Annotated in this window: 27 protein-coding genes and 1 pseudogene; 19 read left to right on the top strand and 9 right to left on the bottom strand. The window is 54.4% G+C overall.

What is annotated here, in order from left to right; genetic code table 11:
* Window positions 1-90: 90 nt before the first annotated feature.
* A complete protein-coding gene (locus LB462_RS28535) occupies window positions 91-840 on the bottom strand; it encodes a DUF1868 domain-containing protein (protein ID WP_224515081.1) in 750 nt (249 codons plus the stop codon).
* 262 nt (window positions 841-1,102) lie between these two features.
* Here LB462_RS28535 and LB462_RS28540 point away from each other — a divergent pair, with 262 nt between their 5' ends.
* The 4 genes from LB462_RS28540 to LB462_RS28555 all read left to right on the top strand — a co-directional run bounded on the left by LB462_RS28540 (window position 1,103) and on the right by LB462_RS28555 (window position 5,498).
* The gene (locus tag LB462_RS28540; RefSeq protein ID WP_224515082.1) at window positions 1,103-2,122 is read left to right on the top strand and encodes an iron ABC transporter substrate-binding protein; all 1,020 of its coding nucleotides are present in this window, start codon (window positions 1,103-1,105) and stop codon (window positions 2,120-2,122) included.
* 207 nt (window positions 2,123-2,329) lie between these two features.
* Window positions 2,330-3,844 carry an ABC transporter permease gene (locus LB462_RS28545; RefSeq protein ID WP_224515084.1) on the top strand — a complete coding sequence of 505 codons (1,515 nt, stop codon included), beginning with the start codon at window positions 2,330-2,332 and terminating at the stop codon, window positions 3,842-3,844.
* Window positions 3,841-4,902 carry an ABC transporter ATP-binding protein gene (locus LB462_RS28550; RefSeq protein WP_224515086.1) on the top strand — a complete coding sequence of 354 codons (1,062 nt, stop codon included), beginning with the start codon at window positions 3,841-3,843 and terminating at the stop codon, window positions 4,900-4,902. Before LB462_RS28545 ends, LB462_RS28550 begins: the two co-directional genes overlap by 4 nt.
* A gap of 23 nt (window positions 4,903-4,925) precedes the next feature.
* A complete protein-coding gene (locus tag LB462_RS28555; protein ID WP_224515089.1) occupies window positions 4,926-5,498 on the top strand; it encodes a DUF1349 domain-containing protein in 573 nt (190 codons plus the stop codon).
* Here LB462_RS28555 and LB462_RS28560 read toward each other — a convergent pair.
* Entirely contained in the window at window positions 5,495-6,199 is a 705-nt protein-coding gene (locus tag LB462_RS28560) for a GntR family transcriptional regulator (RefSeq protein ID WP_224515091.1), read from the bottom strand. The genes LB462_RS28555 and LB462_RS28560 overlap by 4 nt on opposite strands.
* A gap of 83 nt (window positions 6,200-6,282) precedes the next feature.
* Here LB462_RS28560 and LB462_RS28565 point away from each other — a divergent pair, with 83 nt between their 5' ends.
* The 4 genes from LB462_RS28565 (at window position 6,283) to LB462_RS28580 (ending at window position 10,780) form a co-directional block, all read left to right on the top strand.
* Window positions 6,283-7,881, top strand: coding sequence for a sugar ABC transporter ATP-binding protein (locus LB462_RS28565; RefSeq protein WP_224515093.1), 1,599 nt, complete (start codon window positions 6,283-6,285; stop codon window positions 7,879-7,881).
* Window positions 7,882-7,901: 20 nt separating this feature from the next.
* Window positions 7,902-9,200 carry an ABC transporter permease gene (locus LB462_RS28570; protein WP_224515153.1) on the top strand — a complete coding sequence of 433 codons (1,299 nt, stop codon included), beginning with the start codon at window positions 7,902-7,904 and terminating at the stop codon, window positions 9,198-9,200.
* 35 nt (window positions 9,201-9,235) lie between these two features.
* A complete protein-coding gene (locus LB462_RS28575) occupies window positions 9,236-10,204 on the top strand; it encodes a substrate-binding domain-containing protein (protein WP_505483635.1) in 969 nt (322 codons plus the stop codon).
* A gap of 183 nt (window positions 10,205-10,387) precedes the next feature.
* A complete protein-coding gene (locus LB462_RS28580) occupies window positions 10,388-10,780 on the top strand; it encodes a UCP034077 family protein (RefSeq protein WP_224515095.1) in 393 nt (130 codons plus the stop codon).
* A gap of 379 nt (window positions 10,781-11,159) precedes the next feature.
* Here LB462_RS28580 and LB462_RS28585 read toward each other — a convergent pair whose 3' ends face one another.
* A complete protein-coding gene (locus LB462_RS28585; protein WP_224515097.1) occupies window positions 11,160-11,573 on the bottom strand; it encodes a DoxX family protein in 414 nt (137 codons plus the stop codon).
* A gap of 14 nt (window positions 11,574-11,587) precedes the next feature.
* Between LB462_RS28585 and LB462_RS28590 the strand changes: the two genes are divergently transcribed.
* The 5 genes from LB462_RS28590 to modC all read left to right on the top strand — a co-directional run bounded on the left by LB462_RS28590 (window position 11,588) and on the right by modC (window position 15,085).
* A complete protein-coding gene (locus tag LB462_RS28590) occupies window positions 11,588-11,833 on the top strand; it encodes a hypothetical protein (protein ID WP_224515099.1) in 246 nt (81 codons plus the stop codon).
* A gap of 297 nt (window positions 11,834-12,130) precedes the next feature.
* A complete protein-coding gene (locus tag LB462_RS31690; RefSeq protein WP_224515157.1) occupies window positions 12,131-12,340 on the top strand; it encodes a DUF982 domain-containing protein in 210 nt (69 codons plus the stop codon).
* 103 nt (window positions 12,341-12,443) lie between these two features.
* Window positions 12,444-13,238 (top strand): molybdate ABC transporter substrate-binding protein, encoded by a 795-nt coding sequence (modA, locus tag LB462_RS28600; protein WP_224515101.1) that lies wholly within the window; start codon window positions 12,444-12,446, stop codon window positions 13,236-13,238.
* A gap of 75 nt (window positions 13,239-13,313) precedes the next feature.
* Window positions 13,314-14,015 (top strand): molybdate ABC transporter permease subunit, encoded by a 702-nt coding sequence (gene modB, locus LB462_RS28605; RefSeq protein WP_224515103.1) that lies wholly within the window; start codon window positions 13,314-13,316, stop codon window positions 14,013-14,015.
* Complete coding sequence (modC, locus tag LB462_RS28610) at window positions 14,012-15,085, top strand: molybdenum ABC transporter ATP-binding protein (RefSeq protein WP_224515105.1); 1,074 nt, start codon at window positions 14,012-14,014, stop codon at window positions 15,083-15,085. The genes modB and modC overlap by 4 nt, the downstream gene beginning before the upstream one ends.
* Here modC and LB462_RS28615 read toward each other — a convergent pair.
* Window positions 15,057-15,470 (bottom strand): winged helix-turn-helix domain-containing protein, encoded by a 414-nt coding sequence (locus tag LB462_RS28615; protein ID WP_224515159.1) that lies wholly within the window; start codon window positions 15,468-15,470, stop codon window positions 15,057-15,059. The two genes, modC and LB462_RS28615, sit on opposite strands and share 29 nt — an antisense overlap.
* A 140-nt stretch (window positions 15,471-15,610) precedes the next feature.
* Between LB462_RS28615 and LB462_RS28620 the strand changes: the two genes are divergently transcribed.
* A complete protein-coding gene (locus LB462_RS28620) occupies window positions 15,611-16,297 on the top strand; it encodes a cysteine hydrolase family protein (protein ID WP_224515106.1) in 687 nt (228 codons plus the stop codon).
* Between the two features lie 328 nt (window positions 16,298-16,625).
* Here the strand turns inward: LB462_RS28620 and LB462_RS28625 are convergent, their stop codons facing one another.
* The 3 genes from LB462_RS28625 to LB462_RS28635 form a co-directional block, all read right to left on the bottom strand.
* The gene (locus tag LB462_RS28625; RefSeq protein WP_224515108.1) at window positions 16,626-16,910 is read right to left on the bottom strand and encodes a hypothetical protein; all 285 of its coding nucleotides are present in this window, start codon (window positions 16,908-16,910) and stop codon (window positions 16,626-16,628) included.
* A gap of 108 nt (window positions 16,911-17,018) precedes the next feature.
* Complete coding sequence (locus LB462_RS28630; protein WP_224515118.1) at window positions 17,019-17,633, bottom strand: dimethylsulfonioproprionate lyase family protein; 615 nt, start codon at window positions 17,631-17,633, stop codon at window positions 17,019-17,021.
* A gap of 82 nt (window positions 17,634-17,715) precedes the next feature.
* Window positions 17,716-17,901 carry a hypothetical protein gene (locus tag LB462_RS28635; RefSeq protein ID WP_224515120.1) on the bottom strand — a complete coding sequence of 62 codons (186 nt, stop codon included), beginning with the start codon at window positions 17,899-17,901 and terminating at the stop codon, window positions 17,716-17,718.
* Window positions 17,902-18,269: 368 nt separating this feature from the next.
* Between LB462_RS28635 and LB462_RS28640 the strand changes: the two genes are divergently transcribed.
* Window positions 18,270-19,142, top strand: coding sequence for a LysR family transcriptional regulator (locus tag LB462_RS28640; RefSeq protein WP_224515122.1), 873 nt, complete (start codon window positions 18,270-18,272; stop codon window positions 19,140-19,142).
* A gap of 297 nt (window positions 19,143-19,439) precedes the next feature.
* On the opposite strand, the gene LB462_RS28645 is transcribed toward LB462_RS28640, so the two are convergent.
* Window positions 19,440-19,934: a hypothetical protein gene (locus LB462_RS28645; RefSeq protein WP_224515132.1), complete on the bottom strand. Its 495-nt coding sequence runs from the start codon at window positions 19,932-19,934 to the stop codon at window positions 19,440-19,442.
* A 220-nt stretch (window positions 19,935-20,154) separates the two neighbouring features.
* On the opposite strand from LB462_RS28645, the pseudogene LB462_RS28650 reads away from it, so the two are divergent.
* The 4 genes and pseudogenes from LB462_RS28650 to LB462_RS28660 all read left to right on the top strand — a co-directional run.
* Window positions 20,155-22,063 (top strand): annotated as a pseudogene (locus tag LB462_RS28650) (efflux RND transporter permease subunit); the annotation flags it as partial.
* Window positions 22,040-22,327 (top strand): methyltransferase family protein, encoded by a 288-nt coding sequence (locus tag LB462_RS31295; RefSeq protein WP_370637334.1) that lies wholly within the window; start codon window positions 22,040-22,042, stop codon window positions 22,325-22,327. The pseudogene LB462_RS28650 and the gene LB462_RS31295, both read left to right, overlap by 24 nt.
* Window positions 22,328-22,388: 61 nt before the next feature.
* On the top strand, window positions 22,389-22,661 hold the full coding sequence (locus LB462_RS28655; RefSeq protein ID WP_224515133.1) for a hypothetical protein: 273 nt from the start codon (window positions 22,389-22,391) through the stop codon (window positions 22,659-22,661).
* Between the two features lie 15 nt (window positions 22,662-22,676).
* Window positions 22,677-23,144 carry a DUF411 domain-containing protein gene (locus LB462_RS28660; protein ID WP_224515135.1) on the top strand — a complete coding sequence of 156 codons (468 nt, stop codon included), beginning with the start codon at window positions 22,677-22,679 and terminating at the stop codon, window positions 23,142-23,144.
* A gap of 88 nt (window positions 23,145-23,232) precedes the next feature.
* Here LB462_RS28660 and LB462_RS28665 read toward each other — a convergent pair whose 3' ends face one another.
* Entirely contained in the window at window positions 23,233-23,661 is a 429-nt protein-coding gene (locus LB462_RS28665; protein WP_224515137.1) for a hypothetical protein, read from the bottom strand.
* Window positions 23,662-23,681 lie beyond the last annotated feature (20 nt).

The raw sequence follows: 23,681 nt of genomic DNA on the forward strand, positions 1-23,681 counted from the left end.
CAATTTTCCGTTTCCCAAATATGACAGTTTTATGAAGTTATGGGCTGCGGCGCCCGGCAGTGGACGCAACCGGAACGGCGATGCGCATGCTTATTTCGCCATGCTCGACGCAGATGCTAGTTGATGCTTGTTGCCCAGAATCAGCAGTTCTTCAAAGTGGTTCATGTCATTGAAGCTGCAAAAGGCGGGTGGATGAATTTCAATAATGGGCGCTGTCCTCTCAAGATAGAGCAGACACTCGTCCAACAGCTTTTGCCAGACGGGAAGGCGGTCATCAGCCAACCAGTCAACTGGATAAGCGAAGGTGATGTGAAAGACATATGTATCGTGATCCGGATGGCGGTAGCCGAACGGAACGGCGAGTGCGTCGCGCCATTTCTTGATGAGAGCTTCGTCTTCCGAAGTTGCCCCGCTGACGGTCAGACCCACGGGAGTGACGTCAATCACCTTGATTTTGAACGACCCGAAGCCTCCGAATTGCCTGAGACGGTCCAGGTACAGACGCGTCATCTCGTCAATGCTGGTATTGAGAGGAACATCCAGCGGCCAATACGGCAGTGCGCGGCGATATTCGATGATGCCTTGAAACAATGTCATGTGCAGGCTGGACACAGGTGTGAACGCCAGTTTGCCGGAATCGGGCATCGACAGCATGCGATCTCGAACCTCAATGACAGCGCGCTCCGAGGCCGAGCCGTCCATTAGATGACAGACAACGGTATTACCCGGTTCTAGCAGGAAGGTTCCCTTCGCGTCATAGCGTGTTCCCAAGTGTCGGGGCATGTCGAAATTGCTGCTGGCGGCGTATCGGGCGAGGGACGGTTTGATGGATTGGGACATAGAAATTCCAAGGCATGCGTTTTGCTGTGAGGCGCGCGCGGGGTTCGGTATTTGGGAGTCGGTGCGAATCGCAAATTGATCGCAATCTGCCCGATGTATTTGTCAGCGATATGAAGGGAACCATGTACAGCAAAAATCGCTGGTGCATGCCATTCGGCAACCGTTCCCAAATGCGATATAAGTTGACAATTTTCATCATAAATGATTATCGGAAAGCAAGTGTAGCTGTCCAGGCTGCATGCTCATAAAAACGGAGGTCGCCATGAAATTCTCTCTATCGTTCCTGGCCGGAGTCGTGGCTTTTGCCGCCGGTCTTGCCGGCTCAACAATGCTGGCAACGGCACAGAGTGAGTCGGAAGGCATTGTTGTCTATAACGCACAACACGAAAGCCTGACCGAAGCCTGGGCCGCTGGCTTCACCAAGGAAACGGGAATCAAGGTAACCTTGCGCAACGGTAGCGATATGGAATTCGCCAACCAGCTTGTCCAGGAAGGGGCTGCCTCACCTGCGGATGTATACCTGACCGAAAATTCACCGGGTATGGCGCTCGTCGACAACGCTAACCTGTTCGAGCCTCTGAACGCCGATACGCTTGCTCAGGTGCCCGAAAATTATCGCCCGGCCAATGGTCATTGGGTCGGTGTTGCAGCCCGCTCTACCGTTTTCGTCTATGACAAGAACAAGCTGACCGAGGACAAACTGCCAAAGTCTATGCTGGATCTCGCGGACGCAAGCTGGAAAGGCCGTTGGGCAGCATCGCCGTCCGGGGCTGACTTCCAGGCAATTGTCGGTGCGCTTCTCCAGCTGAAGGGCGAAGAAGCAACCGCTGCTTGGCTAAAAGCAATGAAGGAAAATTTCACTCCCTACAAGGGCAACAGCACTGCCATGAAGGCCGTCAATGCCGGCGAGGTCGAGGGTGCAGTTATCTACCATTATTATTACTTTGGTGATCAGGCCAAGACCGGAGAGAACAGCAAAAACATCGCCTCACACTACTTCAAGAATGAAGATCCGGGCGCATTCGTAAGCGTCTCGGGTGGCGGTGTTTTGGCCTCCAGCAAGCACAAGGAGCAGGCACAGGCATTCGTAAAGTGGGTTACCGGCAAAGGCGGCCAGGAGATCCTGCGAGACGGCACATCCTTCGAATATGCCGTAGGTGAGGGAGCCGCATCCAACGCCAAACTGGTTCCGCTTACTGACCTGCAAGCTCCTAAAGTCGAGCCGTCGAAGCTTGACAGCAAAAAGGTCACCGAGCTGATGACTGCTGCTGGTTTGCTCTAGCCGTAACACTCTGGTCGAGCTAACAGTTCGCCACGACATCCCCGGTGCTTCCATCGGGGATGTTGTTCAAATTCCAGGCAGCTACAGTCAGTTGTTGACTGACTGTAGCTGCAACGATGAAAGCAATTTACATTGCCGCCAAGCCAGTCACTTTACCAGCCAGGCGATATTCTCCAAGCTCCCAACCCGCTCATCCGGCGCCGTTGGATGTCGAACGCGCCTGTGGTTCTGGCAGCAGCGATCGTTTCGCTTGTCTCGCTGCTGCCTGTCGGGTTTGTCATCTGGATCGGCATACAGACCGGCTGGGAAACCGCCTCGGCCCTGATTTTCCGGCCACGAGTGGGCGAGCTTCTGATCAATACCGCACTGCTGCTCGCGGTCACAATCCCGATATCCATCATCCTTGCAGTGACGCTTGCATGGCTCACGGAGCGCACCGATTTGCGCGGAGCGCGCATCTGGTCCTGGTTCGCAGTAGCACCGCTTGCAGTCCCAGCTTTTGTGCAAAGCTACGCGTGGGTCAGCCTGATACCCGGCCTGCATGGGCTTTTCGGTGGCGTTCTGGTGTCGGTTTTGGCATATTTTCCATTCTTGTATCTGCCGGTTTCCGCCCAGCTCCGCCGGCTGGATCCGGCAATCGAGGATGCGGCCGCTTCTCTGGGCAACGGTCCGTGGCGTGTCTTCTTTTTCGCAGTGTTGCCCCAATTGCGTCTCGCTATTTGCGGGGGCTCGTTGCTGATCGGGCTTCATCTCCTTGCCGAATATGGTCTCTACGTCATGATACGGTTCGATACGTTCACGACGGCCATTGTCGATCAGTTTCAGTCGGCCTTTAATGGTCCCGCGGCCAATATGCTCGGTGGCGTGTTGGTCGTTTGCTGCTTCGGCCTTTTGGGCCTTGAAGCACTTTTGCGAGGCAATGAACGCTATGCCCGGGTCGGCTCGGGTGCTGCACGCGATCCGGTCAAACACAGATTGGGTTTGCTGGCGATACCCGCTTTTCTGATTTGCCTGATCACAGCCGGGCTGTCTCTCGGCGTTCCATTCGTCACTCTCGCCCGTTGGCTGTCTCTCGGCGGCATAGGCAGCTGGCGCTTGGACCTGATTGGCATGGCTCTTGGTCAAACCATCATATTTGCAGTTGTGGGCGCCTTCCTGACCACCATTATCACAGTGCCAATGGCTTGGCTTTCAGTTCGAGCGCCGGGCCGTTTTCAACGGATTATGGAGGCGTGTCACTACTATGTCGGATCCTTGCCCGGAGTGGTGGTGGCATTGGCGCTGGTGACTGTAACCGTACGCGTCGCGCTTCCTCTGTATCAGACAGTATTCACGCTCCTACTCGCCTACGCCCTACTATTTCTTCCCAGGTCGCTCGTTGGTTTGCGCGCTAGTATTGCGCAGGTGCCGGTCGAGCTTGAGCAGGCAGCCATGGCGCTTGGACGGTCACCCGCACAGGCAGTCAGGCAGATCACCATGCGCCTTGCTGCTCCCGGCGTTGCGGTCAGCATGGCACTGGTAGGCTTGGGAATAACCAACGAATTGACGGCGACGCTGATGCTGGCACCAAACGGCACTCGGACGCTTGCGATGCAGTTCTGGTCGCTTACCAGCGAGATTGACTATGTGGGTGCGGCACCCTACGCGCTCATGATGGTGCTCTTGTCCCTGCCCATGACGCTTCTGCTTTATGCACAATCGAAAAGAATGGGTGGACGATGACATTTCTCACCGTCACCGGTATCAGCAAGCGCTACGGAAAAGTTGTTGCTCTCGACGATGTCACTATCGCTGTGCCAGCAGGCAGTCGTACCGCTGTCGTGGGCTCCTCCGGGTCTGGGAAAACCACACTGCTGCGTTTGATCGCTGGGTTCGAGGTACCTGATACCGGTCGGGTTGTGTTGGACGGAAGTGTTCTGGCAAACGGACCGGCTGTGGTGCCTGCACATCGTCGCAGTATCGGCATCGTCGCACAGCATGGTGCCTTATTTCCGCATTTGACTGTCAGCGACAACATTGGGTTCGGGCTCGAACGAAATACTCCGCAACGCGACAAACGCATTCTAGCCCTGATGGATATGGTCGAACTCACGCCGGCTATGCGGGATAGACGTCCGCATCAATTGTCAGGAGGTCAGCAACAGCGTGTTGCACTCGCTCGTGCACTGGCCAGACAGCCGAAACTAATGCTTTTCGATGAACCGTTTTCGGCTCTTGATGCAGGTCTCCGCGAAGGTATCAGGACATCGGTGGCCGAGGTGCTGCACACTCAGAAGATCACCGCCATATTGGTTACCCACGATCAGGCCGAAGCTCTCTCGTTTGCTGATCAGGTCGCCATTTTGCGGGAGGGCAAGCTTCTGCAAGTAGGTTCACCCGAAGATCTCTATATGAATCCCCGCGATCCATACACTGCCGCCTTTTTGGGTGACATCATCATCCTGGATGCCCAGCTCAACGATGGCTGGGCCGTTTGCCCACTCGGCCGTATAGAAACCAGTTCACTTCACTCAGGTCCTGCGAAGATCATGCTCCGGCCGGAGCAGGTGGTTCTTTCTCCGGTGTCTGTTGACGCCAATGATGATATGGGTTTTTACGGGAATATCACCCGGACTGAATTCGGCGGTGCTTCTTGTTCTATCGCCATTTCACTGACTGACAATAATCATGGCAGGCTGGATAAGCCTTCGCTGGTGATCAAGACGACAAGTATCAATTTGCCCGCGGTTGGGAGTCGTGTTCAGATAGTCGTGCTTGGTAAGGCACATGTCTTCGAATAAACATAAGTGCGAGATCTGGATCCATGGGCAATTTATTCAGCTGGTTGAACGAACCGGCGGCCTTCAGCGGCGATGCCAACGAACTCCACCTCGCGACCAAGGAAAAGACCGACTTTTGGCAGCAGACGTTTTACGGTTTCGAGCGTGACAATGGCCATGCCTATTTGACGCCGGTCAGTGGTGATTTTACGGCCAGCGTTACGGTTTGCGGTGATTATCAAAAGCTCTACGATCAAGCAGGGTTGATGCTGCGCATCGACCCGCACCACTGGGTCAAGACCGGTATCGAATACACGGATGGGCTGATGCATTTCAGCGTCGTCGTCACCAACGGTACGTCAGATTGGTCCGTCATCCCCCTTCATGGTTCGAGTACTAAAGATGAGATAAACGTGCGACTGACGCGTCACGGGGATGCAGTACGGGTGCAGTTCTCTGTCAATGGTGGAGCATGGCAACTAGCCCGTCTGGCCCCGTTTTCATCGGGTGACGCTTCAGTAGGCATCATGGCTTGCTCACCCGAAAGAGGCGGTTTCGAGGCGACGTTTCGCGGTCTGACCATCGGTTCTGCCATCTCACGCAACCTTCACGACTAGCTCCCAAACAATTCCGGGCGTTTATCTCTGAGATGCAAAAGCATTTTGCCCATCTGGGCTATATGTGCTTCCATTGTCTTGGCAGCCTTGCCGGGGTCCCTGTCGGCGATGGCCGAGATGATCGCCTCGTGCTCTGCCAAAGTCTCGATCATCCGGGTTTCGTAGTGAAGCAAAAGTCTTCTGACGCGATCGATCTGACTGCGTTCCTTTGAAGCGATCTCGCGCAACCCCACTAGTCCTGCAGCATCGCAAATAAGGTCATGCAGCGCTTCGTCGAGTTCGTAGAACTGTTCGAAATCCTGCTTATCGGCGGCCTTTCGCTGACGTTCCAGATTCTGCCGAAAACGAGCGATGGTTTCAGGAGTTGCGCGTTCCGCAGTGCGGCGAATTGCGGCTGTCTCGAGCGCGACGCGGACGAATTGCGCCGTTTCTATCTTATCGAGCCAAAGCCGCGCAACGAAAGTTCCTGTCTGCGGATAAATCTCAACAAGGCCCTCATCCGCGAGTCGGTTTATTGCATCGCTGACCGGGGTGCGGGAAACACCCAGCTGCGCCGCAACAAGCTCCTTGCGAATGGTTTCGCCCGGTGACAATTGCGACGAAATGATCGCCTGCCTCAATATCGTGTAAACTTGGTCTTTGCGCGTGACCGAGACGATTTTTTGCTCTTTGAAGTTTCTGCTCGGAGAACGAAGCTGCAAGTTCAGACCCCCATTGTTGCTCTGCGAAAATCCTGTGAACGCTCAAAACTAAAATATTTGACTCTGATCCAATAACATCTAACATGTTACACACCAACTTGAAAGAATGTTTTGGGAGGAGCATTTTGGAGAGCCAGTCCCCAATCGTCTCGTTACGCGGGATCAGCAAATCCTTTGCTCACGTCGTGGCCCTGCGAAGCATCGATCTTGATGTCTATGCTGGCGAAATCCATGCCGTAATGGGCGAAAACGGTGCGGGCAAGTCAACACTCGTCAAGGTTTTGAGCGGTGTTCATCGTCGAAGCGGCGGACAGATGACGGTTCGTGGTCGCGAGGTCGATTTTGCGACGCCCAAGGAAGCGGAGCGCAACGGCATCGCGATTATCCACCAAGAGCTCAATCTTATTCCAAGTCTCAGCGTTTCAGAGAATATTTTTCTGGGACGGGAACCGCTCAAAGCCGGGTTGTTTGTCGACTACAGCGAAATTGAAGCCCGAAGTGCAGAAATTCTCGCAAGGTTCGGCATTGATATCGACCCACGTGCGGACGTCGAGAATTTGCGTGTTGGAGAGCAGCAACTCGTGGAAATTGCACGCGCGCTTTCCCTGGATGCGGATGTGCTTGTGCTCGACGAGCCGACATCCGCCTTGTCGGAGGCAGAGGCACAGCGCCTCGCCAGCTTCGTTCGCGGACTGGCACGCCAGGGGGTGGCGATTGTCTATATCTCACATCGTATGAGTGAAGTTTTCGCTCTGGCTGACAAGATCACTGTGCTGCGCGACGGCAACTTTATTGCTACGCGGCTCTCTGGCGATATCAGTGAGCGCGATGTGATCCGGATGATGGTTGGACGAGAGCTGAGAAAGCAGGAAAAGAAGGCATCAGTGTCCGGCAATCCGTTCGTATTGTCCGTCAAAAATCTCGGCCTTCAGAGACCGAACTCGCGCGGCCGGATTCATGATGTGGTAGATGACGTGAGTTTCGATCTTCATGCCGGTGAAATACTGGGCATAGGCGGTCTGCTTGGCTCGGGCCGGACCGAAGTGCTGGAACTCATATTCGGTTCGGCAATTGGCAAGCGCTCAGGTTCGGTCCAGCGTTCTGGAGCGAGTTCTGACGCTCAGTCACTTACGCCCCGAAGGTCGGTGGCCAGGGGGGTCGCATTTCTCACAGAGGATCGCAAAGGTACGGGTCTTTTGATGCAGGCAGATATTCGGTCGAACGCTGTTCTGCCTTCACTGCCACGGATCGCGCCGCTCGGCTGGGTGACGCGATTTCAAGAGAATGCCGTTGTCAACCGGATGATCAAGGCTATGCGCGTTCGCTGCCAAGGCCCGGATCAACAGATCGATGAACTGAGTGGCGGAAATCAGCAAAAGATCGTTCTTGGCAAATGGCTCGAAACGAATCCAAGGGTTGTCCTGCTTGATGAGCCGACGCGCGGGATCGACGTTGGGGCAAAGGACGAGATTTATGACCTTCTGAGAAAGCTTGCCGAATCAGGGGTGGCGATCGTGATGGTCAGTTCGGAACTACCGGAACTGCTGGCGCTTTCAAACCGGATTCTTGTGATGCGCGAAGGCAAGGCGGCGGGGATCATTGAGAGCCATGAGTTCTCGGAAGAACGGGTAATGGAGCTTGCGACACCCTTGGGGAATGCGCTCACGGGAGAGGCTGCATGACGAATACAAGCGGGCAGATCATGCAATCATCAAGCAGCACCGAACGGTTGAAGAGCGTTCTCAAGTCCACAAAACTTTATTGGGGGCTGGCACTGCTCTTTTTGGTGGGTGTTATCTCCTCTCCCGTCTCATCAAAAGGTCATAACATCTTTTTATCGTTCGGAAATCTTTCCGATGTCTTCAGACAAATCTCCGTTACGGGCATCACTGCTGTAGGGATGACATTGGTTATTCTGATCGCGGGAATTGACCTTTCTGTTGGCTCAGTGCTGGCTTTGGGGTCTGTAGTCTGCGCCATGCTCTTGACCAACGAAGGCTGGTCTTCTGCTTATCTACTAGGTGTCCCGGCGATATTTCTGTTGGCGTTTTTAGTCGTGTTTGGCGTTCTCAGCTTCGGAACAAAGTTGCAGCGAAGGCCTACACTCGACGCAGGCACGAACCCGCCGGCCATCTCAAAACTGCGGCTGGGCGTTGCCGCCGCCGCTGCTCTTGTCCTGGCATTTGGAGTGGCATTGACCTCAGAAGGGAAGGCAGGAGTTCTCCTCGTCCTCCTGGTCGTGCCGGCAGTCGGCTTCATGCTTGGTACCATCAACGGATTGATCATCGTCGGTGGCCGGCTGCAACCCTTCATAGTCACACTGGCCATGATGGTCGCCGGCCTCGGAATCGCGCGATTGACTGCAGGCCAGAACACTGCCGTCTGGCCCGTCTACACGGGAAGCAATGCCACGGAAGATTTCGAGGCGCTGCGCTCATTGATATTCGGGATCATCCCAGTCCCCGGTGTCGTCTTTGCCGGCATAATCGTCCTTTTCTGGGTGATCCTGAAATTCACGAAATTTGGGCGCTACGTGTACGCAATCGGGGGAAACGAAGAAGCTGCCCGCTTGGCCGGTGTGCCTGTTTGGCGTGTAAAGATCACCGTCTATGCCATATCGGGCTATCTGGCTGCTCTAGCGGGTATTCTTTACGTTGCGCAGTATCGGCAGGGAAAGCCGGACGCGGGGACGGGACTCGAGCTCGATGCCATTGCGGCCGTAGTCATTGGCGGTACGAGCCTTATGGGCGGGCGAGGGTCGATGATCGGCACGCTCGTTGGTGTCCTAATATTTGGCTTCCTGAGCAATATCCTCCAGCTCAACAATATCGACAGCAACACCCAGCTTGTTCTGAAAGGCGCGATCATCATCATCGCTGTTCTTCTGCAGGAGCGGCGTTCCAGTGGATGGTTGTTCTTTTTGTCGCAACTCTGGGCACGCGATGTGATCGACAAATCCGAACCCAACCAAATCAAGAATCCGCAAGGACCGGGCGACTAACTCACAGCAGTTAAACCCAAAGGGAGAGAGAGAAAATGAGCATTACCCGCAGACAATTTGCAAAATGGGCCATGGCGACAGCCTTGATCGCGCCACTCGCATTCAACGCGTCCGTTGCAGGTGCGAAGGATAAATATGTGATTGGCTTCAGCCAGACGACGACCGTCGAGCCCTGGCGCGTCCAGTTCAACAAAGACCTCGAGGCTGAAGCCAAGAAACACGCCAATGTCGAGCTCCTCGTTGCGGACGGGCAGGACAAGACGGAAAAACAGGTCGCCGACGTTGAAAACTTCATTCGTCAGGAAGTTGATGCGATTTTGATTTCTCCGAAGGAGTCTGCAGGTCTCACAGGCGTTGTCGAGAAAGCCATGGATGCAGGGATTCCAGTCATAGTACTGGATCGTAACGTCGATACGGAAAAGTATACGCAGTGGATCGGTGGCGACAATGTCGTCATCGGGGAAGCGGCGGGTAAGTATGCGGTCGAACTCCTTGGTGGCAAGGGCAAAGCCAAGGGTACAGTCGTCGAAATTTGGGGCGGACTCGGCACCCAGGCCAGCCATGATCGCAGTAATGGCTTTCACAAGAACACCGACGCTGAGCCAGGGATCAAGTATCTTCTCGATAAGCAGTCGGGCGACTGGAAGCAGGATCAGGCCTATAACATAATGGCGACTGCGCTGCGGAATCATGAGGACATAACGCTTGTCTACGGTCACAACGACCCCATGGCTTATGGTGCCTACCTAGCCGCTAAGGACGCCGGCCGCGAGAAGAACATTCTCTTTATCGGCGTGGATGGACTACCGAACGAAGGTGTTCAATGGGTGAACAAAGGGGAGTTGGCCGCGACATTCCTCTACCCAACGCCCGGGGCCGAGGGCTTGCGTCAGGCTTTGAAAGTGCTTGCAGGCGAGAAGGTGGAAAAGAAGATCGTCTTGGATACGCAAGCCATTACCAAGGAAAATGCTCCTGAGATACTGAAAGCCAACGGGCTACAATAATCAAAAGAAAACGGCAGGTCGCGCTCAATGTGCGGCCTGTCAATATTTACCCTACCGTTCGTTTTTATGCCGAATTCTATTTTATCACAGCAATATAGTGGTAAAATGTGTTGGTTGATCACGATCATGTTCCGTGCTGCAACTGATCCTGATCTTGTGGCATTGAAGGGCAGGAGTAACGATATGAACGTTTTCAAACCTCTCGCAGTCACTACCGCACTTCTGATTTGTCTTTCTACTCAATCCAAAGCAGAACCGCTGAAGACGATGGACGATGTAGGGCGCGCTATAGACACGTGCTGGCAAGCACCGTCCGACACCACGGGCTCCGTAACCTTGAGCTTCAGCTTCAAACGTGATGGAACGCTGATCGGCAAGCCGCGGCCAACGAGCATCGCCATCGACGGAGACGACAAGGTTCGCCAGCAATTCATTGCATCGGCAATCGATGCGCTGAGCAGTTGTACGCCGCTGACTTTTTCGTCGGGACTCGCCGCAGGAATCGCAGGGCAAGTATTCACCATGCCATTCACTGCGCCGAAAGATTCGTCTGGTCCGATGGTCACCACGCAGTGATCTTCATCCGCGGGGTACATGCCAGCGTTATCTGGTATCACAGATCAAGGGGCTTCGCTTACCAATCCGGCATTTGGAGTATGCCCGGCCTTAGCCGTATCCATGAAACTTGTACCCACAAACCAGCATGCCCCGAGAACCAAGACAAATAGAATCGCAAGGATCAGAAAGTCCCGAGGTTCAAGCTGTCTGTGGTGAGTTCCACGCATTTGATTGCCATCATGTTGACTGTGCTCGCTAAACCCTAAGTAGATTGACTTAAATTTGAGTTAAAGTTGCGTGAAGTATTTGCGTTGCTATAAAGGGATTGCAGAAACGACTTCTGGCATCAGCCCAGAAGCCTCTGGTTTTTGAAACAATCTTGGTTCTTGACGTTGGGCTAACGGGCGAAGCCGATCAGCGATCGGACACGAACATCGCGTAGATACAAGCCGCCCCAGACCATCAGACCGAGATAGACGCCAAACAACAGATGACTAAAGATGGGGCTGCCGACACGCAGTTGTGTGGCGATGGCTCCGCCAAGGTAGCCCGTCAAAAGGATTGCGCCGAGAACCGAAGTTCGCGGAAATGCGTAAAGCGCTGTGCAGGCGAGGCCGAGGACTCCCAGACCTCGCGCAAGATTGACGCTGTCCGGATATCCCAGTTGAGCATTGGTTTGCATGACAATGTCCAGCGGTACCAGTTTTATGATGCCGTCGAAGAGCATGAACAAGATGACGAGGCCGCTGAGAACGCGACCAGCCCAAACTGCTTTGTTCGAGACAGTTGCTGTCTGTGAAGTGAATTCCATAAGGTCGCCCTCCAATGGTTGAAATGGTTCAAGATTTCACCAAGGACGAGCCGGGTATGATTGTCCCGACAGCTCCGCCCGAATATTTTTCCGGCTGCTCGGTTGTATCAATTTTGAAGTTTCAAGTTAAGAGATTGACAAGGGGCACGCGTTATAACGCCCATATGGAAAAAGCACCGAATTACTATGTCATCGGCCTTGCCAGCATGTTGGTGCTGTGGACATCAATATTGTTGCTGATGCGTACTGCCGGCATCTAATCAAACTGATCAGGCCTCGGTGTCATTGCGGGTTTACTTGTGGATTGGTTTGGCCGAGCCAGGAACACTTTCGTCGAGCTTCTATCTCCATTTTCCCTGCATATTAGCGATTGAGGGTCCCGTGGGTCGGATTCGCCGACGATCTTCCGCAAATCGACGCGCACTGCGGCGGGATACGCGAATCCGCTTGCATCCTTGCCGGTCGTTTTCAAACACGATGTTGGAACTCAAATTGAACCATCGCGTTCAATCGATATGACAAGAATGGCTTTTGAACATGTCACCATTACAGATCGCATGCGCCTTATAAGACGTGTGTCATGCGTAGAATCGGCTGCTGAAGTTCTTGCAAAATACTGGCCTAAAAACTGTGGCGAAAAATATGCCGCAGCGCAGCAAGCATGCCTCGAAGCCGGGGCGGGTCAATTGGATCCCGACGAAGTCAGGCGCGCCTTCATTGATGCAGCCAAGGAGGCATCAATTTACGTCAATGAGCGGTCACGCTAATGATCCGTCTTCCATTCAATATATTCCTGAAAATATAACACTAGCTATCCGCGAGGCACCGATATATTTAGGAAAATATTTCGGAGTCTATCGGAGGTTGGATATGGGAATTCATCGTCGTCAATGGATTAAAATGACTGTCGCCGCACTTGCGGTCGCATGGCTTGGTATAATTCCGCTGGCAGGCTCTGCACAAGCTGCAGAAAAGGTAACCGTTTTCGCAGCGGCTAGTCTCAAGAACGCACTCGACGACATAACAGCCGCGTGGCAGAAGGAATCCGGCAACGAGGCTACAATCTCCTACGCAGCGAGTTCGGCTCTGGCAAAGCAGATCGAGTCCGGTGCGCCCGCCGATATTTTCATCTCGGCTGATCTCGACTGGATGGACTATGTTGCAAAGAAGAACCTGATTAAGGCCGACACGCGCAAAAATCTATTGGGTAATCGCATCGTTCTGGTGGCATCGAAAGACAAGGCAGAGCCCGTCGAAATTAAAAAGGGTTTTGACCTCGCTAAACTTTTGGGCGAGGGCCGTCTCGCCATGGGTGCTGTGGATTCGGTTCCGGCAGGCAAGTATGGCAAGGCCGCTCTTGAATCCCTCGGTGTGTGGTCGTCAGTGGAAGGCAAGGTTGCTGGCGCGGAGAGCGTGCGCGCTGCATTGTTGCTGGTGTCGCGTGGCGAAGCACCCTACGGCATCGTCTATCAGACCGATGCGGCCGCTGACAAAGAAGTCAAGATCGTAGGTACGTTTCCCGAGGACAGCCATCCTCCGATCATTTATCCGATCGCAATTCTGAACGACAGCAAGAATGCTGATGCGGTGTCGCTGTTTGATTACATCAAATCAGAAAAAGCTGTGCCATTCTTTGAGAAGCAGGGATTCACCGTACTCAACTAAAATCCCGCTGGCTCCCGCTTCTAGCACTGCGGGAGCCTCGCAAGAGCACACCACCGGGCAAGGGGGCTGACATTTTTGGACTGGTTCTCACTGAGCAATGAAGAATGGACAGCAGTTCACCTTACTCTTCGAATTGCGTTCGTCGCGATGCTCGCCAGCCTCCCTCTCGGCATTCTCGTCGGTCTGTTGCTCGCGCGAGGGAAATTCTGGGGCAAATCCATCCTCAATGGCCTCGTCCATCTTCCTTTGATTCTTCCTCCCGTCGTCACCGGCTTTATTCTTCTCATACTCTTTGGTCGACGTGGCCCGATCGGAGCCTTTCTGGCCGAACATTTTGGTATTGTACTATCGTTCCGCTGGACGGGTGCAGCATTGGCCTGCGGGGTGATGGGTTTCCCATTGATGGTTCGCAGCATCCGGCTATCCATAGAAGCAGTTGACCGCAAGCTTGAAGATGCCGCCGGTACGCTTGGTGCCAGTCCGCTATGGGTATTCGCGACGGTCACTTTACCGCTCATCCTGCCAGGCATCATCGCCGGCATGATTCTTTCGTTTGCCAAGGCAATGGGCGAATTTGGTGCGACGATAACGTTCGTTTCCAATATTCCCGGAGAAACACAGACGCTTTCGGCTGCAATTTACACCTTCACACAGGTGCCGGGCGGTGACGCAGGTGCCTTCCGCCTGACCATAATATCAGTCATCATCTCCATGGCCGCTTTGATGGCTTCCGAATTCATGGGCTACCTGATCGGCCGCAGGGTAGACATCGAATGACCCTGGCTTTTGAAGCAAAACACACGCTTGGAAAATTCGTACTTGACGCCGCCTTCACGTCCGATCGCGGCGTCACGGCGTTGTTTGGACATTCTGGTTCCGGAAAAACATCGATCATCCGCATCATCGCGGGACTTTCGCGACCGGATCAAGGCCGGCTCGTCTTTGACAGTGACGTACTGGTTGATACGAGGAAGGGAATATTCGTTCCCAAGCACAAACGCCGTTTCGGGTACGTATTTCAGGAAGGCCGGCTTTTTCCTCACCTGACGGTGCAGCAAAATCTCAACTACGGCCGCTGGTTTACTCCGAAATCACGACGCTCGGACGATTTGTCGAAGATTGTCGACCTTCTTGGTATAGGCGCTATTTTGGACAGGCATCCGGGCAAACTGTCAGGCGGAGAAAAGCAGCGTGTCGCGATCGGCCGTGCCTTGTTGTCGTCGCCACGTATGCTCCTTATGGACGAGCCGCTAGCGGCACTCGACGATACGAGAAAGATCGAAATCCTTCCCTATCTTGAAGCTCTGCGCGATGAAATGAATATCCCGATCATTTATGTGAGCCACTCGGTGTCAGAAGTGGCACGTCTTGCCGATCGTGTCATTGTTATGAGCGAAGGCAAGGTGGCAATGGGCGGCACCGCAGCCGATGTCTTGAGCCAAACCTCAATTTCAATCGCAACCGATCGCCGCGAAGCAGGTTCATTGGTGGAGGGGAAGGTCGTAAATTACGACCCAAAGCACAAGCTGACGACCATCGGGTTCCAAACATCCAAAATTTATGTTTCAGGAACGGAGGTTGCGGTAGGAAAGGGCGTTCGCGTTCACATCCTTGCCAAGGATGTGATGCTTTCGACGATTCGACCTGAACAGCTAAGTGCGCTCAATATTCTCGAAGGGACCGTAAGCGCGATCACCTTCGAGTCGGGCATAGCCGATGTTCAAGTCGATTGCGAGGGAACGATAATCTTGGCACGCATTACTGAGTTATCCTGCGGAAGGCTTGGTCTGCGGCCGGGCGTGCTGGTCTTTGCGATTATCAAGACCGTTGCTTTGGAGCCTCACTAATATCGGCCTCGGATACCGAGGACCCGCTTTGGCTACGATTGGCATCAAGCCAAGCAATATCTGACGCAACTGCAGTTTCGATTTTCTTTTCCATGGTGCGAAAGCGGCTGAGCAATTTCTCGCCGAATTCTGTGACCACCGCGCCGCCGCCTTGTTTGCCACCGCGCTGAGAATCCACCACCGGCTGGGAGAACATGGCGTTCATCGCGCTGACCAGAAGCCAGGCGCGGCGGTATGACATATCCATGGCGCGACCAGCGGCTGAAATAGAGCCCGTTTCACGAATGTGCTCGAGCAATTGCATCTTTCCACGACCGATTTTCTCATTGTCCGGAAAATCGATACGCAAAACTGTTTTCAAATTTTTACTTGAAGATCGACCCATCGTCGTGACCGCACCGTTGGACTGTCGCATTTATCTATAGCAATGCGCACAGTGATGTACACGGCCATCTCGACTTTATGCCTTCTCTTGGTGGCAGGTTGTAATTTCTAGACGCGATGGTGATAACGTGGATTTTTGATTTGCCGAAAAAACAAGTTGCCAAGGTCAGCCAAGGAGAAGACTCGATGCAGAATTTTCACGGCCTTATCGTTCCCGAGAACCTCGCTGAAGCGGCGTCACCCGAGACAACAGCTCTTATTGTCTACGACATGCAGATTGGCATACTGCGCCAATTGGCGGATGGTCCACGGGTCTTGGAACGCGTGGTGCAGGTTCTGAAAGCTGCCCGTTTGCAAGGGATACGCATATTTTTTATGCGCCACATGTCCATGCCGAAACGGATGGCTGGCGTTTTCCAGGTCCGGCAAATGATGGCTTGGCAACGTAAAACATCGGCGGACGACGTGGAACCATGGTTTCTGCGCGATAGCCCGGGCTTCGCGCTTGCCCCGGAACTCGAAGTTAGCGATGACGAAGTGATTTTTGACAAAATCACATTCTCGGCCTTTGAGGGTACGCCTCTGGCAATTGCCATGCGTGATTGTGGGTTGAAGAGTTTTGTTGTCTGTGGTGTTGCCACTGAAATTGGGATTGAACCCACCGTGGGCCATGGTGCTGACCTTGGATTTATTCCGATCGTGGTGACCGATGCTTGTGGCGGTGGTGACGCGGAAGCGGCCGACCACGCGATTGAAGGCATGAGGTACAAGGGCGATGCAATGTTTTGCACGATTGAGGAATTGTCGACAGTCTGGGCTAGTAGCTAAGCTGTGGAACGGTGGTGGGGGTGTTTCCCATATGCAAAAACCACAAGCGGTTTTGATAAAAGAGACTGAGCGATATCGAACTCTCGGTATCGCTCAGTGATTTGGCGGGCCCCTATCCTATTGCGCGGGTTATCCCCAACGCAATAACTCTGCCCGGCATGTCAGGTAACTAATTGAAGTGTAACGATAAAAATCCAACGTTTTGCTCGCCTTCTCGACGAGAACTCAACGGTATCGCTCGACGCAAATCCATCGGTCCCGCTCGATTTGGGATCTGGACAAAAAAATACCCGGTCGAAACCGGGCTGTATTGCTTAGCCTTAATTGCTCAAATGGGCGGAAGGGTTGCGCGACGGTAAAATCTCCCGCTAATTTTTTCGCGGTCGAATGCTAGCGGTACGTTGGCAGATTCCAGCTGTTTCTTCAGGACGTTGAAGTGTACGCCCGTTTCTTGCGCGAGCTTCATCAGTGAGACGTAGGTGGCTTTGAAAATCTCAATGTCATCTTGGTCGACAACCGTCTGGGGGCATCGGTTAATGGGGTTCGTATCAGTTCTGGATGGCACAACGCTATTTTCGAGCAGCGCCATCAGCACACCAGTGGACACACCCAACAGCTTTTCCGTTTGGGTCGAAGACGCGCAAGTTGGATAATAACGCTATCTAATGGCGTTGTGTACATCCATGACAGGATCTTCAGCACGTATCGACACCGCGTCCTGTTAAGACGGCGCGATGATCTTCGACTTTGCGGCGAGATCGCCCCCGCGCCACACATACAAGGCCACCAAAGGCTTGGAACTGGTGCGCATGGCATGAGGCATCCATGAGGGATGGTGGATGATGGTCCCTGGTGGCTGGCTGGTGAACGGTTCATCGCCGCGCATCCAAGCAGCAGCGCCACCAAGGCACACGTATATTTCTTCTGCCTCGTGGGCATGGGCCGGGTAAAGCAGCTCCGGGCCGAGTAGAAGAATGCCACACGCAATCTTGGTACTTGCGATGGGTCCTCGCAGCCCGATCAACTCCGTCCAACCGTAACGGTTGAGAAATTCGGGACCAAAATCCTCAGCTTTGTAGGTTTGCCGCCATTCCAATTTTGGGGCCGCACGGCTGATCTCTTTCAGCAAGGGTGCCAGAATAGGCGAAGTTCTATCGGCGAGTTCATCGAGCCAAGCGAGTACTGGCAGCTGCTGAGGCGTCCCGCGACGCGTTGCGTTCAGAGCAGGCCAATCATTCAGGAACCGTTCTGGCACTGCCATCGCCATGAGCAGGTCTAGAACCAACCGCGCCAACCGCTCTGAAACTTCTGCTCCGGCCCGATTTAACTCAGCCACTCGCTCTACCTCCTAACCACGCTCGCTCGATCACCACGTGTGAATGTTCGGTCGAACTGAGCCAAAAGCCGCATAGCATTGATTATGATGACGTGGTCTCCTGCTCGCGTGCGCGATACAAGGCATCGATCGCCGTCTGTATCTCCACCACGTTCTTCAACGGACCCGGGTTTGCCCCGTTTTGGGCAATCTGCAGAATTTCCTGCCGACGGGACGAAATGAGTTCCTTTATCGCCGCATCGATTTCGTGGACGTGTTGTGCTGCCATGATCGGCCTCCAGGGCTTGTCAGTGTGGTATGCCGCTCAATTGCGGTGCGCGCATTGGGGATACACTGCGGGACTGACGAATGCCACCAGAGCGGCATCCTAAAATCGCTGCGGACGAGCCGAAGTGCATCCTCCCTGGTGATGCCGGCATCGATGAGCAGTCGATCGCTTGGCTTGCTCAAGATTTCCAGCAACAACCGCCGTTCATGTCTGGCGACCCGCCACACTCTGAAGAATTGTATCACGCGATGTCGGACGTTGTGCATTTGGCGCTCCTGGACCGAGACACAGGATTCGCTACAGCTTGACATTTAACAAACGAATAGAAATCATGGCTACCATCTGAAATTTTTATCGAAAGCATCGTTGTGAATCTGCCATTGGACAGTGAACTGCTGCGTACATTTGTGGCCGTGGCTGCGGCCCGGAATGTCACCCGCGCTGCAGAACAAGTCGGCAGAACACAATCCGCGGTCAGCATTCAGATCAAGAAGCTCGAAGAGACCTTGGGTGAGAGCCTTTTCGAGCGAGGTTCACGCGGCGTGGCATTGACTCCGCAAGGAAAGCTCCTGCTCATCAGCGCCAACAGGATCATAGGGTTGCTGGACGAGGCGGCCGCCGCGATAAGGGCGAAACCGCTCGGCGGTCCCGTGCGGATCGGTATTCCGGAAGAGTATGGCTACACTGTACTGCCGCGCGCGTTGGCAGCCTTTGCCAGCCAGCATCCGCATGTCGAAGTGACTGTGAAATGTGGATATTCGGCCGCACAGTTGGCGGCCATCGACGCCGACGAACTCGACCTCGCGGTGATTTTCGATCAAGACCAGCCGACGACCGGGGAGGTGCTTTTTGTTGATCCGACGGTTTGGGTCACCTCGGAGGTGCACTGCGTTCATGAAAATGACGTCGTCCCGGTTGCGATCTATGAGCGTTCCAGCTGGTGCAAGAAATTCGCTGTCGGATCCTTGGACAAAGCCAAAATCAACTATCGCGTGGCCTATAGTTGCGACACGAGCGGCGGACTCAAGATTGCGGCCGTATCGGGACTGGCGATCGCTCCGCTTGCCAGCAGCAATATTCCGGCAGGTTGCCGCGCCCTGACGGAAGCAGACGGCTTTCCCCAGATTGATTGCTCGAATGTGGTGCTCAGACGCAATCCTCGCATAAAAAGCGCCGCTATTGATGGTATGGCCACGATGATCAGGGACGCGTTTCGACCCATCAGCGCAGCGCTGTCGTGACTGCGAAGGGGACCAAGTCTGATCGTCTGCACCTAAATCCCGGAATTAGGTAGCAAAAACCACCAGATTTGAAATCCTGCATACCGTAGCCTTGATCCAGAAGATCAGGAGATATTTCTTCGTGAGAAAGCACACGACACCAGTGAAGAACGCTCGATCCAGGTAACCGAGTTATTGATTTGATTGCCAGCATCGCAGACCTAAATTGACGTTCGGTTCACAGAATCCGTCACCTATTGCGACGGGGTTTCCGTCGCATCTACTAGGCGAGGTCGCAATTCAAAGCGCTCGGCCGTGCTATTTTTGCCTACTCTTCATGTCGCCGAACACCTTCTTGATGTCAGCCATTTGTTCATCCGCCAATTTGTCGACACCCTCGGAGATGAATCTGGTAACATCCAGATTGAGCTTCACCCTGAATCTGATACCGGATTCCTTGAAGGCATCTTGGCCACAATCGGCGTTGAGGGCTGCCACCGAACTGTAGGCAGGACCGATAGATTCAACATAAGAAGCAGTGGCGACGGTGACATCAGCCTGTCTGCTTGCCAAATCGATGTTCATCTTTCCGATCCTGCTGGAATAACGTGCCGATGCCATAAGTTGGGTTGCCCGATCCAAGGAAAACTTGGCCCGTTTATATTCCTTGATCGCGCTGTCAAGCCTCTTGATGAGGTCGCTGCAGACAGGCGCAGCCGTCGGCGCGCTCGGATCAGTGCTTTGAGCCAGCGCACTCGACAACGTTGAAACAAGCGACATCGTCAAAACGACGGCAGGGCTGAGTTTCCTCATTCAACCTTTCCTTAGCTGCGCGAGCAATGCATATGATAGCATCATTGATCCGGAACCCAAGATGGGTAACGACAGGCAAGCTTTACGCCTGTCCTTGTTCATTGGGGAGATGTTCAACGGAGGAAGAACCGTTCGCTACAGGGAAAACCCGCTGGGGACCAATTGTGCGTCTTCAATCATTCTGGCCAGTTCGCCGCTCGCATATGCTTCGTGATCATAAAGCATCGTCGTCGCCTTGGTGACCATCATCGTCCTGCTGCACGTGCGCAGTGCGCTCGTTCCATCATCATGCTGCCTGTCGGCATCCTGATCGCCTTCATTGCCATGAAATGGCTGGGGCTGGGTGCGAATATTATGAGCCTCGGCGGGATCGCCATCGCTATCGGTGCAATGATCGATGCAGCCCGCTGGCATTCACCAAGACGTTCTCCATGGCTGCTGCCGCGCTTCTGTCAGTGACCTTGGTGCCCGCACTCATGATTCTGTTCGTTCGCGGCCGGATTATTCCCGAGCATAAGAACCCGGTGAACCGCTTTCTCATTGCCATATACCGACCTGTGATCCGCGTGGTTCTGAAGGCAAAATATCTCACCATCTTGCTGGCAATCGCTGCGCTTGTCGTCACGGTCTGGCCCGCACGCCAGCTTGGCAGTGAGTTCATGCCGAATCTTGATGAAGGCACGCTGATGTACATGCCGACAACCTTGCCGGGAATATCCGTCACCAAGGCTGCCGAATTGCTGCAGACGCAGGACCGCATCATCAAGTCGTTTCCGGAGGTGGAATCGGTGTTCGGTAAGTCAGGCAGGGCGGACACGGCAACCGATCCCGCTCCGACCGAGATGTTCGAGACCATCATCAATCTGAAGCCCAAATCCGAATGGAGGCCGGGCGTCACCGCCGACAGCCTCAAGAACGAAATGGACAAGGCGCTGCAATTCCCGGGCGTGTCGAATGCCTGGACGATGCCGATCAGGGCACGTACCGACATGTTGTCGACGGGCATCCGCACACCTGTCGGTGTCAAGGTATACGGTACAGACCTCGCGCAAATGGAAGGTGTCGCGAGACAGATCGAGCAGGTACTGAAGACGGTCCCGGGAACCTCAAGCGCTTACGCAGAACGGGTGAACGGCGGCTACTTCCTCGATATCGTTCCGGACAGGGTTGCGCTCGGGCGCTATGGATTGTCCATCCAGAACGTCCAGAATGTCATCTCCATGGCGCTCGGTGCGGAGGAAATCACCCAGACCGTGGAGGGGCGTGAACGCTACGGCGTTACAATCCGCTATCTGCGTTCGCAGCGCAGCGACCCACAGGCCATTGCCCGCGATGTTCAAATCGCACTGCCGGGTGGCGGGACGATTCCCTTGGGTGAAGTCGCCAAGGTCGAACTGACACGCGGGGCAACGTCAATCCGCACGGAAAACGGCCAGCTGGTGGTCTACATCTTCGTAGACATCTCCGGCCGCGATCTCGGCGGTTATGTCGAACAAGCAAAGCAGGCCGTCGCCGATGAGGTCAAACTGCCAGCAGGCTATTCCGTTGCATGGAGCGGTCAATTTGAATACCTCGAACGGGCTGTCGCCAAGCTGAAGATTGTCGTTCCGCTGACGCTGGCGATCATCTTCCTGCTGCTCTACCTCAACTTCAAGGCGCTGACAGAAACTCTGATTGTCATGCTCTCCTTGCCGTTCGCCTTGGTCGGCGGCATCTGGCTGATGTGGTGGTTAGGCTTCAACACCTCTGTTGCCGTGGCGGTGGGCTTTATCGCTCTCGCGGGCGTTGCCGCCGAGACGGGGGTGATCATGCTGATCTACCTCGACCAGGCACTGACCGAAGTTAGGGCAAGACGTGAGGCGGAAGGCGGCGAATTCAGCCGAGACGACCTGAACAAAGCGATCATGATGGGCGCTGTCGAACGGGTCCGCCCCAAGATGATGACGGTCGTCGCCATCCTCACGCTCTATTTTCTGACAAGCATTGTGCCAATCGAAACCTCACTGGTTCATTCCAGCGGTCAGGTTTGGGCGACCCTCCTGGGGTATGGGACGTTCGCCATGGTGCTCGAAATGATGCTCGGCTCGGTCTTGGTGATGGCCGGGTTGTTTCTGATTGTCAAAGGCTGGGCGGAGGTCTATTTTTATCGTAACAGGCTAATCACCGAGGGTGTCTACGGCGTTGTAAGGCACCCGCAATATGCAGGCATCTTCCTGGTGATTTTCGGGCAGCTGGTGCATTGGCCGACAATTCCGACACTGCTACTCGCGCCTTTGCTTGCATGGTTCTACGTGCGTCTGGCCAAGCGAGAAGAGGGTGACCTCATCGAGCGATTTGGCATTCAGTACGAGCAATACCGGGAGGTGGTGCCGAGGTTCGTTCCAGGTTGGTAGATGTCCGCACGCGGTGTTCAGTTAGGCTCCGTTGCGACATCAAAATGAAAGGAAGAGCGCAATGTACAGTTCATTGAAATTCCTTGGGTTGGCCGCCACCATTGTGGCTGGGCTTGCCCTCACATCACCGATTTTTGCCGCCGATGACAATCTGTCTCCAGGCTCAAACATGGGGCCCGGCATGATGGAGCACGGCGGCATGATGGATATGATGAAGCAGATGAGCCAGGTGATGGAAAGCTGCAACAAGATGATGCAAAGCACTCCCGATTCCGGAAAGCCCAACGAGCAGTGGCGCAAGGATATGCCGATGCAGCCTGACAAGAAGGGGTGATGGAGGGACGATCTGATGAAGAGACGTGAGTTCATATGCACGGGCATCGCAGCAATGGCCGTTGTCATGACTGCGAGGAAGGCAGAGGCCGAGACACGTTGGTCGATGACGATCTACAAAGACCCCAATTGCGGGTGCTGCAATCTCTGGGCGAAAGCGATGGAAAACGCCGGGTTCACCGTCGAACGGGTGGACACTGGCGATCTGCCCGGCGTCAAGAAACGCTTTGGCGTGCCCGCCGCCGTCGAGGGCTGCCATACGGCGGTTGTCGGAGACTATTTCCTCGACGGGCATGTGCCGTTGGAGGCGGTGGCAAAACTGCTGTACGAGAGGCCCGACATTGCCGGATTGGCGGTTCCTGGCATGCCTGTGGGATCGCTCGGAATGGATTACGATCCGAATGCCAGCTTTGATGTCTATGCCATCGCCAAAGGTCCGGAGCAGAAGACGTCAGTTTATTACGAAGTCCGACCCAAGCACTGAGTTGGCAGCGGCTGTGACTGCCACTCAGGCTGGACTCAGGACTGATAGCACTCACAGCATGAGCCCAGCTGGAGAACGCCAACTTCCTTCAGGCAGGGATCAGAATGCCTATCGTGTGAATCCCAACTGCGTTGCTGGTGTTTGTGGCCCCGTCCGTTGTGCCTTTGGCGCAGGCGTACATCTCGCCTTCTTTTATCTTGAATTCCCTATCTGGCTTCTTGATCGTGAATTCACCCGCAGTGATGTAACACAGCATGTCATTGTCCATCATGCTGGGCGCGGCCACCGCGCCGGGCTGAAATACGATATCTACCATGTTGATGCTCTTGTAGGCGGGGATATCAGACTTAAACGTGCCCAACTCAACTAACCTGACACCCGGGGCAAGTTCTTTGCCATCCGTTTTGCCGTACTCCTTGGTCTTGGCCACGGCTGGACCTGCCGAAATGAGCAGAGGTGTTGCGGCGGTCGCCGCTAAACCGAGTGCCAATGCCGACCGACGATTCATGTCTTTCATGGCTTCCTCCCATTTTTTGC

The sequence above is a fragment of the Phyllobacterium chamaecytisi genome (assembly GCF_020164455.1).
GTDB lineage: Bacteria > Pseudomonadota > Alphaproteobacteria > Rhizobiales > Rhizobiaceae > Phyllobacterium > Phyllobacterium chamaecytisi.